Annotated in this window: 10 protein-coding genes; 4 read left to right on the top strand and 6 right to left on the bottom strand. The window is 71.2% G+C overall.

What is annotated here, in order from left to right; all coding sequences use genetic code 11:
- Positions 1–33 precede the first annotated feature (33 nt).
- Both ABGB18_RS45455 and ABGB18_RS45450 read left to right on the top strand, forming a co-directional pair.
- Positions 34–705 (top strand): helix-turn-helix domain-containing protein, encoded by a 672-nt coding sequence (locus ABGB18_RS45455; RefSeq protein WP_347701924.1) that lies wholly within the window; start codon positions 34–36, stop codon positions 703–705.
- A gap of 283 nt (positions 706–988) precedes the next feature.
- Positions 989–1,480, top strand: coding sequence for a hypothetical protein (locus tag ABGB18_RS45450; protein WP_347701923.1), 492 nt, complete (start codon positions 989–991; stop codon positions 1,478–1,480).
- Positions 1,481–1,811: 331 nt separating this feature from the next.
- Here the strand turns inward: ABGB18_RS45450 and ABGB18_RS45445 are convergent, their stop codons facing one another.
- Positions 1,812–3,068, bottom strand: a complete 1,257-nt coding sequence (locus ABGB18_RS45445; protein ID WP_347701922.1) for a M24 family metallopeptidase — start codon at positions 3,066–3,068, stop codon at positions 1,812–1,814.
- A 60-nt stretch (positions 3,069–3,128) separates the two neighbouring features.
- Positions 3,129–4,103 carry an SDR family NAD(P)-dependent oxidoreductase gene (locus ABGB18_RS45440; protein WP_347701921.1) on the bottom strand — a complete coding sequence of 325 codons (975 nt, stop codon included), beginning with the start codon at positions 4,101–4,103 and terminating at the stop codon, positions 3,129–3,131.
- Between the two features lie 143 nt (positions 4,104–4,246).
- Here ABGB18_RS45440 and ABGB18_RS45435 point away from each other — a divergent pair, with 143 nt between their 5' ends.
- Positions 4,247–5,134: an AraC family transcriptional regulator gene (locus tag ABGB18_RS45435; protein WP_347701949.1), complete on the top strand. Its 888-nt coding sequence runs from the start codon at positions 4,247–4,249 to the stop codon at positions 5,132–5,134.
- A 426-nt stretch (positions 5,135–5,560) separates the two neighbouring features.
- A complete protein-coding gene (locus ABGB18_RS45430) occupies positions 5,561–6,763 on the top strand; it encodes a hypothetical protein (RefSeq protein ID WP_347701920.1) in 1,203 nt (400 codons plus the stop codon).
- A gap of 419 nt (positions 6,764–7,182) precedes the next feature.
- Here ABGB18_RS45430 and ABGB18_RS45425 read toward each other — a convergent pair whose 3' ends face one another.
- From ABGB18_RS45425 to ABGB18_RS45410, 4 genes are read right to left on the bottom strand one after another with little or no spacing between them, the layout of a single operon-like run.
- Complete coding sequence (locus ABGB18_RS45425) at positions 7,183–11,241, bottom strand: trypsin-like peptidase domain-containing protein (protein ID WP_347701919.1); 4,059 nt, start codon at positions 11,239–11,241, stop codon at positions 7,183–7,185.
- Complete coding sequence (locus tag ABGB18_RS45420) at positions 11,238–11,591, bottom strand: CU044_2847 family protein (protein ID WP_347701918.1); 354 nt, start codon at positions 11,589–11,591, stop codon at positions 11,238–11,240. The genes ABGB18_RS45425 and ABGB18_RS45420 overlap by 4 nt, the downstream gene beginning before the upstream one ends.
- A complete protein-coding gene (locus ABGB18_RS45415) occupies positions 11,588–15,358 on the bottom strand; it encodes an amino acid adenylation domain-containing protein (protein ID WP_347701917.1) in 3,771 nt (1,256 codons plus the stop codon). Before ABGB18_RS45415 ends, ABGB18_RS45420 begins: the two co-directional genes overlap by 4 nt.
- Positions 15,355–17,196, bottom strand: a complete 1,842-nt coding sequence (locus ABGB18_RS45410) for a non-ribosomal peptide synthetase (RefSeq protein ID WP_347701916.1) — start codon at positions 17,194–17,196, stop codon at positions 15,355–15,357. Before ABGB18_RS45410 ends, ABGB18_RS45415 begins: the two co-directional genes overlap by 4 nt.
- Positions 17,197–17,247: the final 51 nt, after the last annotated feature.

Genomic DNA, 17,247 nt, shown 5'->3' with positions numbered 1-17,247 from the left:
GATTAGCAGATCTCCGCTGGTAGGGTATGAGACATGGTCGGCAAGCGGAGATACGGCGACGGGTGCGCGATCGCGCACGCTCTCGAACTGGTAGGAGAGCGCTGGGCACTCCTGGTGGTGCGGGAGCTGATCCTTGGCCCCAAACGTTTCACGGACCTGCGCGCCGGCCTGCCGGGGATCAGCGCGGACATCTTGACCCAGCGCCTGCGCGAACTCGGAAAGTCCGGCATCGTGCGGCGCCGCAAACTCTCCCCGCCCGCAGGCTCCTGGATCTACGAGCTGACCGGCTGGGGTGCCGAGCTGGAGCCCATCGTCACCAACCTCGCCCGTTGGAGCAGCCGCTCTCCCGCGCTGCCGCACGACCTGCCGCTCAGCGCCGACTCCGCCGCCCTGTCACTGAAGGCCCTGTACACGCCCGCCGACGGTAAGCGGGCGGACCTCGTCATCGGCCTGCGGCTCGGCGAGCACCACTTCCTGCTCCGGACGGCCCCCGACCGCCTCCACCTGGCTCGCGTCGACTCCACCCCGGCACAGGCAGACCTGGTCATCCAGACCAGCCCGCAGACCCTGGTCGCCGTGCTCAGCCAGGCCCGCACCCTTGACGAGGCTCTCGCCGGCGGCGACCTCACACTGACCGGGTCACGCGCCACCGCCGAGCGCTTCCTCCACCACTTCCCAGCCCGCGAACCAATCGGGATCACGTAGTCGCCGCAGAACAGTAATGATCGCGGTGGGCCGCCGGCCGCGTGTCCGCCCTGCGGTCGCGGCCGGGCCGGCGACGACGCCCCTGGAACGGAGCCCCGTCATGGCGATCCCAGGAGCGTAGCAAACAGAATGATCAATTAGTGGCAGCGGCAGGCTTAACGAGTCGCTTGGCTGGGCACCCAGCAAAGCGTTTGGCCATGTGGCAGAGACATTCAGGCGTCCCAGATGCGGGCGTACAGGTCCAACACGCGGGCGGCCTTGGCGGCGAACTGGGGGGTCGCGGATGAAGATCCATGACTGGTGCTGCCATGGCTTGAGCGTGTCTTCGGTCAGGATCCGGCGCACGGCCGGCGACTTCGACGCCCTCGTCCAGGTCCTCGACCCCGACGTCGTGGCACGCGCCCACTCCGGTACGGACCTACCGCCAGCCGTCTTCCGTGGTGTGCAGGCGGTGGCCAAGCTGGCTCGCGCCCCGCAGGGCGTTCGAACGCACCCCGCGCTGATCAACGCCATGGTCGGAGCGGTGGTCACTCGCAACGGGCGGCTGTTCGCCATTTTGACCTTCACCGTCGTCAACGACAAGATCGTCGAGATGGAGAGTTTCCTGAACCCCAGTCGCGTCCGCCGCAGCGCCGACCCACCACGCGGGTGGATCCCTGCGGCATCTGGTCCGCGATCGGACGCGGGTCCGGGCTCCACCTCGCAGCGCACGAACCCCACATCCTCATCACCACAGCCGAGTGGGAGGAACAGGAGCGCGGCTCCGTCTAGGTGATGCGGCTGCGGGACCAACTGGGCAGATGGCGTCCCTTGGAGTGGTGTAAATCATGACGATCAGTGACGGATATCTGGCATAAAGTGAGCCATCGTGTGACGGTCGAAGGGAGAGGTCTCACGTCTCCCGGAAGGACCGTTCACGATGGCTCTATCCCAGTCTGACCTGACCCACCTGCTGGAGTCACTACGCGCGGCCGACAGATGGCGTCCCATCGAGTGGTGTAGTTCGTGACGATCAGTCACCGATGTCTAGCAATCTGCTCAAGCTGCTCATCTAGCACGGGCGGGTAGAGGAGGCCATCGCCACGAGCCCGCCGGCCCACGGTCCGTCACTGCCCGGCACGGAGCACCTCGCTGGTCAGTGGGCTGAGCGCGATGGGCTCGTCCTCCGTCACGATCACGGTGCCGCCGACGTGGGCGAGGTGACGACCGAAGGCGTACTGCGGCTCTAGGATGAAACACATCCCGGGCTCCAGCACCAGGTCGGCCATGAAGGTGGGGTGAGCGTGCACAGGCGGGTACGCCTCGGCACCTGGGAGCAGGTTGATGTCTGCGCGGTTCTTGCCGGCCGCGAGGAGAGCGTTGATCGAGTGGGCGGTGATGAGGTACATCTGCCCGTCGTGCGCGTCGAGCGGTGCGTGCATCGCTTCCACGACGTCGCCGAAGGTCCGCCCTGGCCGGAGCGTCGCCAGGCCGGCGTGGTAGGACTGCTGCGCGACGTCGCCCGCGCGCCAGAAGTCTTCGTGCACGTCGCCGACGGCGATCGTGACCTGGTGTTGCGTGTGGCGCCCGCCGAATTGGGAGAACACCTCGGCATAGATGACGTCCCCGTCGGCCAGCACGCGCGGTATCTGGGCGCGGTAGCCCCATGCGGGTATCCCCGAGGCGACGGGGTCGCGGCCTGACCATAGGTGCATGGCGGAGGGGAGCGTCCCGCGCCGATAGCCTTCGGCCATTCCTGAGGCGTAGACCTCCGCCTCGGACACCCCTGGGGCCGCGGTATCGACCATGGCTCGCACCATGGCGTCTCCGATCTCCGCGGAGCGCCGCACGAGGGGAATCTCTTCGTCGCTGAGCCGCATCGTCATCAGGGCGACGGCGACGTCCATCTCCCGGAATTCGACGTCCGGGAGCTTGTCCAGGACCCGGCTCCACAGCGTGTGGGGCAGGATGCCTTCAGGATGCCACGGCAGATGTGCCCCGAGTCCTACGACGCCGATGTTTCCCCTGCTCAGGCCCAGCTCGGCGAGCGTGTCCGTGATCTCGGTGGAGGTGCGTGAGGCGCGCAGGTTCCGCGGCGGGATCCAGGATTGGTCACCACGCCGGCTGGACTCCAGATGGTCCAGGATGAACATCCCTCCCGGCAGGTGCGCGATCGGCTCGCCGTCGCGAGGGAAGACGACGGTCGTTCCGGGGCGCTCGTTGGTGAACCACGTGTCGTAGGCGACCTGGGCAGGCCCTGCGTCCTCGTGCTCGCCGAAAACGAGCAGAGCGTCCAGGTCCTCACGTGCCATGAACGCCCGGGTGAGATCCCAACGGCGGTCGCGCTCGGCCGTTGAAAGGGCCGGCGCAGCGATGTCTTTCATGGTCTCGTCTCCTTGGTGGTGATCTTGGAGCGTCACTTGGGATCGAAGGGGAAATCTCGGTCAGACACGCGTGCCGGTCAGCTCCTGGCTGCCGGACCAGAGCTGCTCGGCGCGCGCGGTGTCGTAGGACTCCTCCGAGGAGCGGGCCTGAGTGCGGCCGTCGAAGTACGTGCCTGTGGTGCCTGCGAGTTCCGGGGCGGTTGCCAGCCAGGCGAGTGCGGCTCCGGACTCGGTGGCCGAGTTGATGTTGGGGGACATCACCCGGCGCAGCAGCCAGGTCAGGCGTGGAAGGACATGCGTGGAGATGAACCGCACCGGGGCGGGCAGTGAGCGGCCCAGGGCGGTTCCGAGCACCATGCCGGGGTTGAAGGCGTTGGCCGTGACACCCTCGGGCAGACGACGGGGCAGAGCGTAGGTGAAGTAGAGGTTCGCGAGCTTGGAGGTGCTGTAACGCCGCTGCCCGGCGACGAACGCGTTGTCCGGCTTCGCCGATGCCGCGAGCTCGCCCCGCGCCAGGGCGTCCGCGCTGCTCCAGGCCGGGGCGGGGCCCAGCTTGAGCGCCGGGTCGTGGGTGTCGCTGGAGGTCACGAGCACACGCGCCGGGGCGCTCAGCACGGGCAGCAGCGCGTTGACCAGTACGAAGTGGCCCAGGTGGTTGATGGCGAAGGTGGACTCGAAGCCATCGGCCGTGTGGGTGAGGTTCGTGCCCATCTGCACGCCTGCGTTGCACACCAGCGCGTGCACCGGCGGGATCGTTTCCGAGGTCACGCGGCTGGTCAGCTCCGCGGCGAAGGTCCGGACGGACTCCAGTGAGGAGAGGTCCATCGTCATCGCCTCGGCCGTGTTGCCGCTCGCTGCGGCGGAGGCCAACGACTCCACAGTCTCCCGTCCGCGGGCGGCGTCACGGACGGGCAGCACCAGGTGCCAGGGCCCGTGCTCGTCCCGGAGGATCGCGGTGGCCGCGGCGAATCCGATGCCGCTGCTGCCACCGGTGAGGATGATCGTACGGGCCTGGCCCGCGGTCTGAGGTGCCATTGTCTTGCCCTTCCTTCGGTCGTCGCCGCGACGACGACCGTCCCGGTGACATTCAGCCTGCCAAGCATGGATGGCACTTTGAATGCTTGTGAGTCCCTATTTCTTGTGCAAGAGTCCCAAATATGGGAGATCAGTTGTCCGAGGTGCTTGACCTTGTGGAGGTCCGCGGCGCGGTGTCCGGCGGATTCGCGGCCCGCGGCCGGTGGGTGGCACACTCGCCGTGCCACGACGCGATGAAGCTCATCGCCATGGTGTCCGGCCACGGCCGGCTGCTGACCGACGGCCTCGACGAGCCGGTCGAACTCTCCGCTGGTGATGTCGCCATCCTCAACAACCGCACATGGCTCGAATACGAGGGCGGCCCGCAGGGGGACGGTCCACGCCACCGGATCAGCCCCGAGGAGAATTTCACCGGTCTCACCGAGGCGGATCCCACCACCGACGACGTCGTGCTCGGCATCGCCGTGGACATCAACCCGGCAGGTCAGGAGCTGTTGCTGCAGACGCTGCCGCCGGTGGGAGTCGTCAGGGCCTCAGCGTCGGCCCCGCTGCGCACCCTCCTCGACCAGGTCTTCGCCGAGGTCGCGGGCCGCCGCACCGGCTCCGCCTTCGCCATCCGGCAGTACGGTCAGCTCCTGTTCCTCGCGGTCCTGCGTGGCTACCTCGACCAGATGGACGCCTCGCCGGGCTGGCTGCGGGTGCTGACCGACGAGCGACTGCGCCCGGCGGTGGCCCTCATGCACAACCAGCCCGCCGCGCCGTGGGGCCTGGAGGAGCTGGCGCGCTCCGCCGCGATGTCCCGATCAACCTTCGCCCGCCACTTCCGCGCTGCGGCGGGCATGCCTCCGCTCACCTACCTCAGCCGCTACCGCATGCTCCTGGCGCAGCGCGCCCTGAGGCAGGATGACACGCGCATCGGCGCCCTCGCCGCCGACCTGGGATATGCCTCCGAGGCGGCCTTCAGCACCGCCTTCAAACGCGAGATCGGCGAATCCCCGCTGCACTACCGGCACCGGGTGCGCCCGGCTTGAGCGGCGCGTAACGCATCGGTCTCGGTGCCCCGATCACACACCCGCTTGAGTCCTTCGCGATGCTCTGCGCCGGAGTCGGCGAGGCTCTTCCGCTGCAAGAAGCACTATGCCGATCTCGCACGTGCGGGCCCCGCAGAGCGGCGCCGCGGGCCTGCGCGCCACGGTGGACCAGCCATTCGACCAGTTGCCCGGCAACCGGATCTGCTCGGCGAGGGTCATCGTCACTGTCTCGATCGTCCTGTCTCGCCCTGCTTCGCTTCAAAAGGACTCGTACGTCCCATGTATCACAGCAGTCTGACAGAGAGGGGCTTCGTTGGGCTCGCGGGTCCCGACCCTCAGCGCGTTCGCTGTTCTTCGTTGACGGTTGTGAGCGGGGGTGCGGATACTGGGGGCGTTGATCGGCTTGACGAGCGTGGAGGCGCGCTGGTGACGCTGCTGGTGCTCAGCTACGCCGACCTCGATAGCCGGCCGATCGGCACCTGGCTGCGCGGGGTAGGGGATCTGCTCCTGGTCACCTCACGGTATGCGCGGGCCGCGTCACCCGAGAGCGAGACCGCGCTCTTCCGAGAGATCATGACCGTTGACGACTACTTCTCCCAGGACGTGCTCATCGCCGCGCACGCGCTGGCCCGGCGCCATCCGCTGGCTGGAGTGATCGCGTCCAATGAGTCCGACCTCCTACGTTCGGCCGTCCTGCGCGAGCGGTACCGGCTGCCCGGCCAGCGCGTCGATGAGGCGATGGCCTTCCGGGACAAGCTGACGATGCGACGGACAGCCGAGGCAGGAGGGATCGCCGTCCCACGCTTCCAGGATGTCCGCAGCCTCGACGACGCGATGTCCTTCGCCGCGCTCCATGGCTTCCCTGTGGTGATGAAACCGCGGCGGGCGACCGGAGCCCAGGGTATCGGTGTGGCCCGCACGCCCGCCGAACTCCGAGGCGCGTTCGCTGGCGCCTCCGCCTTTCCCGGCGGTCTCCTCGTCGAGACGCGGGTTGACGCCCCCATCTACCACATCGACGGCGTCAGCGACCGCGGACGCGTCGTGCACTGTTGGCCTAGCCGGTACAGTGCTGGAGCCCTGGAGACGGTCCAGCGGCACGCCCCCCGGGTCAGCATGTTGATGGGCGCTGCTGATCCGCTGCGCCCGCGACTACAGGAGTTCGCCGTCGCCGTCATCAAGGCATTCCCGTCATCCGGCCCCTTCTCCTTCCACATCGAGGCCTGGGTCGATCGCGGGGTCCCCGTTCTGTGCGAGGTGACCGCCCGGACGGGAGGCAGGCCGATTGCCGAGGCCTACCGGGCAGCGTTCGGCCTCGACCTGTCACGCGAGAGCTTCCTCGCCCAGGCCGGGTTGCCACTCACCATCACCGAGCAGCCTTCCGCGCCGCTGCGCTACGTCGGCTGGATCGGCTTCCTCACTGGCGACGGCCTCTACACGCCGCCCACCCGGGACCGTCCGCCGGTCCTATGGTTCAAGGACGTTCGCGAGCCCGGCAGTTGCTGCCGCCGGGCGACCATGATGTCGGACTTCGCCGCCTATGCATTGGTAGACGGGGCGTCAGCCGAGGAGGCTGAGGCACGTGGAGACGATCTTATCCGGTGGTGGGACGAGGGGTGCCCCTGGCGCTGACCTCGGCCGCTCGGTGCTCGGTGTGCGGACCGCCGCGCTGCTGGGGCGCGGGCCGTCGCCGCTGCCCGGCCTGGTCGCCGGAGTCCGCCTGCTTCGCGACGCCGGGGCGCTCGCGGTGGCGATGCCGTGCAGCACCGCCCACGCCTACCGCGAGGAGCTGATCCTCCGGACCGACGTGGAGATCATCGACATGATCGAGGCAGCGGCCGGGGACGCCCTCGGTACCGGCCGCGTCCGCCTGGGCGTCCTCGCCAGTCGGGGAACCCGCTTCGCCCGCTCCCGCGGTTCTGGCCGCCTCTGGCGCCGACACGATCATCCTCGGCTGCTCGGAGCTGTCGCTCGTCGGGGAGTTCGCCGACGCGCCCGTGCCGTTGATCGACGCGGCCTCGAGCCTGGCGGACGCCGCTCGCCCGGTCGGGCTACAGGCTCTCGGGGTACGGTTCGGCACCCAGGTAGCGGCCCCACTCCTCACGGGTCAGCGAACGGTGCACCTGAGTGGCGGCTTGGGCGAGCAGGTCCTCCGGCCTCAGTGGCCATCCCCGGACGAACCCGTCCGTCGCCCCGGTGACCAGCAGGTGGCCGTCGGGCGTGAAGACCGCGTCGGCGACAGTCGCGGGGTGAGGAAGCCGGCAGCGTTCGGCTCCGCTCTCGGTTTCCCAGACCCGGACGACCGCGTCCTCTCCCACGGTCGCCAGCAGCAGGCCGTCGGCGCTGAAAACCACCCGGGTGACCCATGCCTCGTGGTCGACCTCGCAGCGCCGGTCCTCGGACTTAAGGTCGTGGACCGCGACGGCCCCGCCCCGTCCGATCGTCGCGAGGAGTTCCAGCCGTCCGTCGAAGGCTGCTCCACCCCACCATTCTCCGCCGAACGCTCGCCTTGACAGGACCGTGCCGTCCGCCGCCGAGACGACTGTCGCGTTCCCGGCGTCGTCGACGACGGCCACCTTCGTGCCGTCGGGGGAGAAGCCGGTGACGCCCGCGATGTCCCCGATATCCGCCTCGACCCGGCCTCCGCCGTCGGTGAGGATGAGCACTGACTCGAGGTCGCCGGTAGCGGCGAGCGACCGTCCGTCCGGGGAGAAGGCCAGGGAGCGCAACTCCTCGGCCCCGGTGGCCAGGCCGGGTAGCGGGTCGCCGCCGGGAAGCGACCACCGCCCGACGTCTCCGCCCTCCCCGGTTGCGGCGAGTGTTCCGCCGTCGGGGGAGAGCGCCAGTATGGAGGCGTTCCCGGCGCCGAACGACGTTTCGAGGGCGAGGTCGTCGAGCCGCCAGACCTGCACTGCGCCCTCGTCGGCCAGCACGGCGATCCGGGAGCCCGAGGCGTCCACGGCCAGTGAGACGACGGGGCCTGCGGCCTGAAACCGGTACCGTTCGGCGTGTGCGGTCGTCGACCAGAGCGCGCCCTCGTCGTCCTGGCTGGCCGAGGCTCCCCACGCGCCGTCGGGACTGACCGCGACGGCCCTGACCGCACGCCGGTGGGACACGCGAAGCAACTCTGCTCCGACGGCGCTCCAGATTCGGGCGGTCCCATCGTCGGACCCGGTGAGCAGCCCGCGCCCGGAGGGCTCGAACACCACGTCCCGGACGGCCGCGCCGTGCCGCATCCTAACCAGCTCCGAACCGGTGGAGGCGTCCCAGATGCGTGCGTGGCCGTCGTCGCAGGCGGTGCCGAGCAGCCGCCCGTCGGGGCTGAACGCCACCGCGGTGACCGCGCCCTCGTGCGGAAGGACGAGCACGGGCGCGGCTCCGGCGGCGACCGGCCAGACTGCGACCGCTCCCTCGTCGCTCGCGCTCGCAACGGACGCCCCCGAGGGGGAGAAGACAGCGTCACGCACGGGGGCGTCATGGCCGTGCCGAACACGCTCGCTCCAGTCGGCGACGTTCCAGACGCGGGCGCTCCGGTCGGCGCCACCTGTCAGCAGCAGGGAACCTGCACGATTGAAGGCCACGCTCCGCACCCAGCCCTGGTGCGGGACCGTGAGCCGCGGACGGACGCCGCCGCCCCAGACGCGGACCATCCCGTCGTCGCATCCGCTCGCCAGCAACGAACCGTCCGGGGTGAAGGCCAGCGCGCCTACCCAGCCGCCGTGCATCATTTCGACGAGCATCGCGCCGTCGTCGAGCGACCACATCCGCGCCTCGCCGTTCTCGCAGCCCGTGACCAGGCGGCGGCTGTCGGGACTGAAGGCCACCGCCCGGATCCATCCGCCGTCCCGGTGCCGCAGGCACAACAGCCGCTCACCGGTCCGGACATCCCAGACGCGGGCGCTCGCGTCATCGCCCGCCGTGACGAGGATCCGACCGTCGGGGGAGAACGCAGCGACCTGCACGTCGGAGTCGTGCGGCAGCCTGACGCTGTGCTCGGGCAGCAACGCGAGTCCGCGCCGCAACGCCAGATCGGCTTCGAACGACGACGCCCGCCGCAGCGACTCGGCGGCCAGCAGCACGCTCAGCGGCAGCGCATTGGCCCGCTCGCCCCGGACGAGTTCGGCCTGCGCGACGAGCTGACGGGACAGGGCCTCCTCATACAGCAGCCGGTACCGGGCGTCTTCCTGCTCCTGGCGTTCGCGGCTCAGCCGGACGAACGCCCGCTCCTCGTCGGTGATCTCCGCCTCGCGCTCGACCATCCAGGTCTCCGCCTCGGCCAGTAGCGGGCCCCGCAGCAGGACGCCCTGGTCCTCGCCGAACGCCCGCCAGATCCGGATCTGCTCGCGCACCCGCTCCTGCCAGATCCGGAACGTCCGGTCCAGGCTCACCCACTCGCGCAGCCGCGTCCAGCCCGCGATGAGGGCCTCGTGCACGATCTCGATCGTCTGAGCGCCGGTCGGCCCGGCCCCGGTGACGACCAGCCGGTCGTCGGCGAGCCGCCGCGCGATCTCCCAGTCACCGGGCCGCAGTTCGCTGCGGACGGCGAGGCGCCGCACATCGGCGGTCCCATCACCGGGTGCGACCAGCTGTAGCAGCACCTGCCGGACCCGCACCCGCTCCTGCTCGTCGTAGCCCGCGAGGACGCGTTCGGCGTGGTGGGTCAGCGCACCCTCGACGCCGCCGATCCCATCGTAGGCCGAGTGCGTGATCGTCTGTCGGTGCTGCCGGTCCCACAGCAGCGACAGCGTGAACTCCAACAGCGGCAGGCGTCCCGGCTGGTCACCGACGTCGGCGAGGATCCTGCCGACCAGCCCCGGCTCGAACCGGGCGCGCCGCAGTGCGGCGGGCTCCTTGATCGCGGCCCGCAGCCCGTCCTCCGACAGGGGGCCGATCGGCTCGATCGCCCCGGTCAGCGCCTCGGAGAACACTCGGTCGTCGAGAGCCTGGTTGAGGAAGTCGGCGCGCATGGTCAGCAGCACCCGCACATCGGACTCTGCCGCCGCCTTCAGTAGATCGGCCACGAACCGCTGCGGCACCGACGTGCCCTGGTGGTGGGTGTACAGCTCCTCGAACTGGTCGCCGACAAGCAGCAGCCTCCGCCCGTTCGCCGCGATCTGGCGGACCACGGCGTCGACCCGGCCCTCCTGGAGGAGCTCGGCCATCCGCGGGGTCTCCAGGAGCAGGTCGAGCTCCGACATGTCGGGCTGAAGCAGCCGCATCAGGACGGCCGCGAGTTCCTCGTACGGGTTCTTCCGGGGCCGGAACACCGCGACCGTCCAGGAACGGGACGCCCGCAGCGCGGGGATCAAGCCCGCCTGGACGACCGAGGACTTCCCGCCCCCGGACGGCCCCACGACCGCCGTCAGGGGCCGGGCGGCGACGGCCTCAGCGAGCCGGGCGACCACGTCGTCCCGGCCGAAGAACAGCTCGGCGTCGGCCTCACGGAACGCGGCCAGGCCCTGGTAGGGGCTCGGCGCGATGGTCCGCTCGGTGAGGACGTCCGGCCAGGCCGCCACGAGCGCGTCGGTCGGCACCGCGTAGGCGACCCGGTCGGTGCCCTGCCGGTCGGCGGCGACGACCATGCCGACGACGCCCTGATGCTCCTCGACCCAGACCGGCGCCCCGCTGTAACCGGGCTGGACGCGGCGGCCGGTCTGCCGTTCGTGCTCGATCTGCAGCCACGACGTCGCCTGCACGTCGGCGAGCACCCCCTCGGCCCAATCGCCGCCCGATCGTCCGCCTGGAAACCCGAACGTCCGGAACGGTAGCCCGTACGGTTCGGCGACCGAGATCAGCAGGGCCGGTTCCGTACCCGCCGGAGGGTCCTCGGCCAGTAGCAGGCCCGCGATGTCGCCGCCGCCGTCAGGCCCGACAGGCGTCCACAGCACGATCGACGCGGTGATCCGCGCCGACCCGGACGCCGCCAGCGGGAAGTCGAGCTCGATCGTCCCGGTGGGCGGCTCGGGATCGGTGTCTGGGACGCCCAGCGCCGCCGCGACGACATGGGCGCAGGTCAGGACGTGGTGGCGGCCGACGAGGAACCCGGCGCCGATCACCGAACCGGACGGTTCCCAGATCCGGGCCAAGCTGCCGCGGACGTTCCCGCTCACTCTCCGGAGTCCGCCGGGGGCTCCGCGCCGGGCGCGTTGGTCCAGCGCAGCGCGACCTTGAGGTTGGCCTCGGCGCTGGTGTTGGCGACGACGACCCCTGCCGACGTGCCCACCTTGATCGCGAACTCGACGGTGACCTCGGACGGCGGAACGCTGACCCCGCGCATCGCCGTGCTGACCTGCTCGGCCGCCGATCGCAGCCGTAGCAGCGCCGAGTCGAACGACTCACCGGCCAGGCCTGCGACGTCCCGGATCCGTCCGGCCCGGACGATCTCCCCCTCATCTTCGGGGCTCTGCTGGACGATCAGAGCCATGCCGTTGTCCAGAGGTACCTCGACGAACCTTGTCACGCCTGGGCCTCCTGTTGAGGGGATCGTCCTCCGGCACCGGTAGCCTCTCCCGCCGCGGCCGGCGGCGCAACAGGGTTGAGGATCTCAGCGAGGGCCGTCGCGTGCTCGGCGGCGAGCAGACCGTAGTGGTCGGCGGACAGGCTCAGGTATCGAGTCCGTCCAGTGGTGCGGGCCCGCCAGGCGGCCGGGTCGGTCATCCGCCGGGCGGGAAGCACCGGATGCTCGAGCGACGCTTGCACCAGGACGAGGTCGACGTCCAGCGGCGGGCCCTCGAAGCGGTGGCCGCGGCGGGCGCGCGCGTTGGCGAGCAACGCGCCGACCAGCGTGTCCGCAAGTGCCCCGACCAGGCCCGTGTCCGCGATGATTAGGCGGGCCTCCTCCTCGGTGGTGTCCTCCGTCTCCTCCTCTGGTGAGGTGTCGAGCAGCGCGAGCGTCCGGACACCGCCGGCCGTACCGCCGAGCAGCCGTGCCATCTCGACCGCGACGATCCCGCCGAAGGACCAGCCCGCGAGATCGAAAGATCCCTCGGGACGGATCCTGCGGACGTCGGCCGCGTACCGGGCAGCCAGTTCGGCGACGGTCGCGGGCGGCGAGCCGACGGACTGGAAGCCGTGGACGGGCCGGCCCGGTGGCAGTGCCGCCACGAGGTGCCTGTAGCAGAGCAGGTCGCCCGAGAGCGGGTGGACGAGGAACAGTGGAGGCCCGTCGCCGTCCCGGAGCCGGACGGCGCGGCCGCTGTCCCGCCGGCCGTCGAGGCGCGCGGCCAGCAGCGCGACGGTCGGGTGCGCCAGGACGTCGGCGGGAGTGACGGGCACGCCCCAACGGCGGGCAAGCTGGTCAGCCAGGACCACCGCCGTCAGCGAGTGGCCGCCGAGCGCGAAGAAGTCGGCGTCGGCGGGGATCTCGGTGATGCCGAGCAGCTCCGACCAGACCTCGGCCAGCTCTATCTCGCAGCGGGTCTCCGGGAGCCTGCCCGTGCCTGCGGCGAGCGCGGTCGCGGGCTCCGGCCGCAGCACTCCCCGGTCGATCTTCCCGTTGGGGGTGCGGGGCAAGGCCGGGAGCATGTGGAGCGCCGACGGAAGCATCGCCGGTGGCAGGAGGGTTCGCAGGTGGGCGAGCAGTCCGGTGGCCGTGACGGCAGGGTCGCCGGTGACGTAGGCGGTCAGCGCCCGCTCGCCGGCGGTGACGGCGGCGTCCCGGACACCGGGAGCCGTCCGCAGCGCTGCCTCGATCTCGCCCGGGTCGATCCGGACGCCGTGCCGTTTGACCAGCGAGTCGGTGCGGCCGAGGAAGACGAGGTCACCGCAGGGAAGCAGGCGGACGCGGTCGCCGGTCCGGTAGTAACGGCGGCCGCCAAGGCCCGCGACGAAGCGGGCGGCGGTCAGTGCCGGGTCGTTGGCGTAGCCTCGGGCGAGGCCCGTCCCGCCGAGGTACAGCTCACCGGGCGCCCCGGCAGGTACGGGGCGGAGCCGCCGGTCGAGGATCAGGGCGTCCAGGTGGGGGATGAGCCGTCCCACCGGGACGTCGCCCGTCCCCTCCTCATCGGGCGCGACCTTGCGGAAGGCGGCCGTCATCGTTGTCTCGGTCGGCCCATACTGGTTGACGAACGTCGCCTCCGGGGCGAGCCGCTCGCGAGCTCGGCGAAGGTCGTCCCAGCGCAGCCGCTCCCCGCTGACCAGTACCAGCCGCAACGCCATCGGTTCGCCCGACGCGGCCTCGGCGAGCTCGGCGAGCAGGGTCGGGACGACACTGAGCAGGCACGTCACCCGGTGGGCGCGGATGGCCGCCAGCAGCGCCCTAGGATCACCGGAAGGGACACCGACCACCAGCCGTGCCCCGGCGGCGAGGGTCGCGAAGCTGTCGCGGACGGCCGAGTCGTAGGCGATCGACGGCACCTGTAGCACCACGTCGCCGGGGCCGAGCCCGTACTCCTCGACCACGTACGACAGGTAGTTCACCGCCCCCGCGTGGGTGGTCATCACCCCCTTCGGCAGGCCGCTGGAGCCGGAGGTCTGCACGATGTACGCGAGATCAGCACCGTCCGCCTCGGTCTCCGCCGCCTCAGCCTCTGGCGGGCCTTCGCCGTCCAGCGCGCGCAGCCGCTCCGGCGTGAGGACCAGTGAGACCCCGGCGTGCTCGATCATGCGCCGAGACCGTTCGGCCGGATAGGACGGGTCGACGCCCAGGAACGCGCCTCCGGCCTGCCACACGGCGAGGGCGCCCATCACGAGGTCCACGCCGCGCGGCAGCCGGAGCCCGACCACGCTCCCCGGCCCCACCCCTGCCGCGCGGAGCCCGCCCGCGAGCCGTTCCGACCGCGCGACGAGCTCCGCATAGGTCACTTGCAGGTCCCCGGTCTCCAGCGCGACGTGCGGCGAGCTCCGGACGAGCAGATGGACCCCTCCCGCAGGCCTTTCCGGCGTCACGGGCCCCGCAAGCGGATCTGGGGTGGACGCCCCGGACAGCAGATCCCGGAAGGACTTCAGCAGCTGCTCTGGCACCCCCTCGGCGATCACGTCGACGGCGTGTTCGAGCGTCAGCTCGAGCCGCTCGCCCCGATCGGTGACGAACAGCGACATGTCGAACTTGGCGGTGCCGTTGTGGACGGGAACGGGCGTCACCGTCAGATCACCGAGCCGGTTCAGCTCGACGGGCTCCTCCTCCATCACGAAGGACGCCTGGAACAGCGGGTTGCGGCTGGGGTCACGCGGCGGGTCCAGCGCCCGGACGACCTCGTCGAACGGAATCTCGGCATGCCGGTGGGCGGCGAGGAACAGTTCCCGGACCCGCGACACCAGCCCCGCCGGATCGGCGTCGTCCGGCACCGCGACGCGCAGCGCCACCGTGGTCGCGAACAGCCCGGCCACCCCGTGCAGGTCCTCGTGGTCGCGTCTGCTGACCGGCACCCCGATCACGACCTCGTCCTGGCCCGTCCAGCGGTGCAGCAGCACCGCGAACGCCGACAGCAGCAGGAGGAAGACGGTTGTCCCGGACGCGGCGGCCGTCCGCCGGACCGTCGCGGTGAGCTCCGGCGTCAGCGTGAGCGCCACCTGCGCCCCGGCATGGGTGGCGACCTGGGGGCGCGGCCCGTTCGCGGGCAGGTCGAGGACCGGCAGGGGAGCGGCCAGGTTGCCGATCCAGAACCGTAACCCCTCCGGTGGGGTCGGCCGCCGGGCCGCCCAGCAGGCGGCGTCGGCCGCACCGATCCGCGCGGGAGAGGGCGCCGCGGCCGTGCCGTGCCGCCGTGCCAGGTAGAGCGCCGATAGGTCACCGACCAGGACGCGCAGCGACCAGCCGTCGGCGAGCAGGTGGTGGGCCACGAGGATCAGATGGGTCTGCTCACCGACGAACAACTCTGCCCGGACCTGCGGTGCTCCGGGCGGGAACGGAGCGCGCGCCGCGGCCGCGAGCCGGTCGCCGATCGCCCCGACGGACGTCACCGTCAGCGGGACGCTCCCCGTCTCCGCCACGACCTGCACGACTTCGTCGCCGTCCATCTCGAACGTGGTCCGCAGCGCCTCGTGCCGGAGCGCGAGATCGCCGAGTGCCGCCCGGAGCGCCTCGACGTCCAGGTCCCCGTCGAGCCGCGCTGCCACGTACACGTGGTAGACCGGGCCGCTGCCCGACAGCCGATCGGCGAGCCAGACCCGCCGCTGGGCGGGTAGCAGCGGCACCGCCTCGCCCGGGTCGCGGCGCGGAATCCCGTCTCCGGTCCCTCCGCCGCGCAGCAGCCGTTCGAGCAGCGCGCGCCGGGCGGCGTCGCTCACGCGGGACCGCCGGAGAGCCGGGCATCGACCTCGGAGTCGCTCAACCCGGCGACGGCCGCGTGCACTGCGTCCGTAACGGCCGGAGCCAGGAGTGCGATCGTCGGCCGGTCGTACAGCTCCTGAAGCGCCAGCTCGACGCCGAAACCGGAACGGAGCCGCCCCATCATCCGGGTCGCCTGGATCGACTGCCCGCCGAGTGCGAAGAAGTCGTCGTCCACACCGACCGGCGACACGTCGAGGATCTGCGACCACAGGACGGCCAGGGCCTCCTCGACGGGTGACCCCGGCGCCCGGTACGCGGCCCGCTCGCCGGGCAGGCCGCTCCAGTCGGGCGGGGGCAGCGCCTTCCGGTCGGTCTTGCCGCTGGCCGTCTTCGGCATCTCCGCCAATGGGACGATCAGCGACGGCAGCATGTAGGCGGGCAGTTCCGCTGCGAGGAACGCGGTCAGCTCCGGCGGCGCAGGGGCGGGGCCCGCTACGTAGGCGACCAGGCGGGGTTCGCCGAGCCTGTCGTCGGCGAGCACGACCGCGGCGTTGACCACGGACGGGTGCCGGGCGAGGGCCTCCTCCAGTTCGCTCAGCTCGATGCGGATGCCGCGGAGCTTCACCTGCCGGTCGTGGCGGCCGAGGAAGACCAATTCGCCGTCGGGCCGCCGGTAGCCGCGGTCGCCCGTCCGGTAGAGCCGGTCGCCCGTCCCGGCCGGGTCGGCGACGAACCGCTCCGCCGTCCGTACCGGATCGCCCAGATAACAGCGGGCCAGGCCGACGCCGCCGATGTACAGTTCGCCGACCGTCCCCGCCGGGCAGGGCCTGAGGTCGTCGTCGAGGACCCGGACATCGTTGTTGTCGATGACGTGCCCGATGGGGATCGGTCCGCTCTCCTCGTCGGCGGCGTCGCAGGTGTGGGCGGTCGAGTCGATCGATACCTCGGTGAGCCCCCACAGGTTCCGCAGCTCGCAGCCGGGACCGAACACCTCCCGGAACCTACGCACCAGATCCGGTCGGAGCGGCTCACCGGCCGACACGACCAGGCGCACCGACGCGAGCCCGGGGCTGGGTGGCAGGTCGAGGAACTCCGCCAGCCAGCTCGGCACGAACTGCAGAACCGCCACCCGATGCTCCGCCGCCGCGGCGTGGATCGCCGCTGGGTCGCGGTGCAGGCCAGGACCGAGCATGACGACCGTCCCGCCGCACGTCAGCGGCCAGAAGAACTCCACCGCCGAGTCGTCGAACGTCAGGGTGGTCTTCTGCAGCACCCGCTCGCCCGGAGCCAGGCGGTGGGCGCGCTGCATCCACAGCATCCGGTTGGTCCAGCCCCGGTGGGTGCTGGCCACCGCCTTCGGCAGCCCCGTGGAACCCGACGTGTGGTAGATCGACACGAGATGGTCGGCCGACATCGCCACGTCCGGCCGATGGTCGGGCAGCCCGGACAGATCGCCGGGCAGTACTAGCGCGCCAGGCGGGTCCATGCCGTCCCGGCACACGCACAGCATGCTCCCGGCACGCTCCAGGAGCGCGGCGTTCCGCGCGGCCGGGGCGTCGAGATCGAGCGGCAGGTACGCGCCCCCGGCCTTCAGGATGCCGAGCAGCGTGACCACGAGATTGGCCGAGCGCTCCACCGCCACCCCGACCACTGCGTCCGGTCCGACGCCGCGCTCCCGCAACAGGGACGCGACCCGGTTGGCGTGCCGGTCGAGCTCCCGATAGGTGAGCTCGCCGTCCGCAGCCACCACCGCGACGGCGTCCGGCGTGCGGTCAGCCTGTTCCTCGAAGAGCCGGTGGACCAATGGTTGCAGCGGAAGCGGAGATCGGGGGCCGAGTCCCTCGTTCTCCGACATCGTACCTCCCCGCCGACCTCCGATCAGAGTACGATAACGCCCTGTCCATGC

Source organism: Nonomuraea sp. B12E4 (assembly GCF_039871825.1).
Taxonomy (GTDB): Bacteria; Actinomycetota; Actinomycetes; order Streptosporangiales; family Streptosporangiaceae; genus Nonomuraea.
The sequence above is the reverse complement of the archived record's forward strand: the minus strand, read 5'-3'. Positions and strand labels throughout refer to the sequence as shown.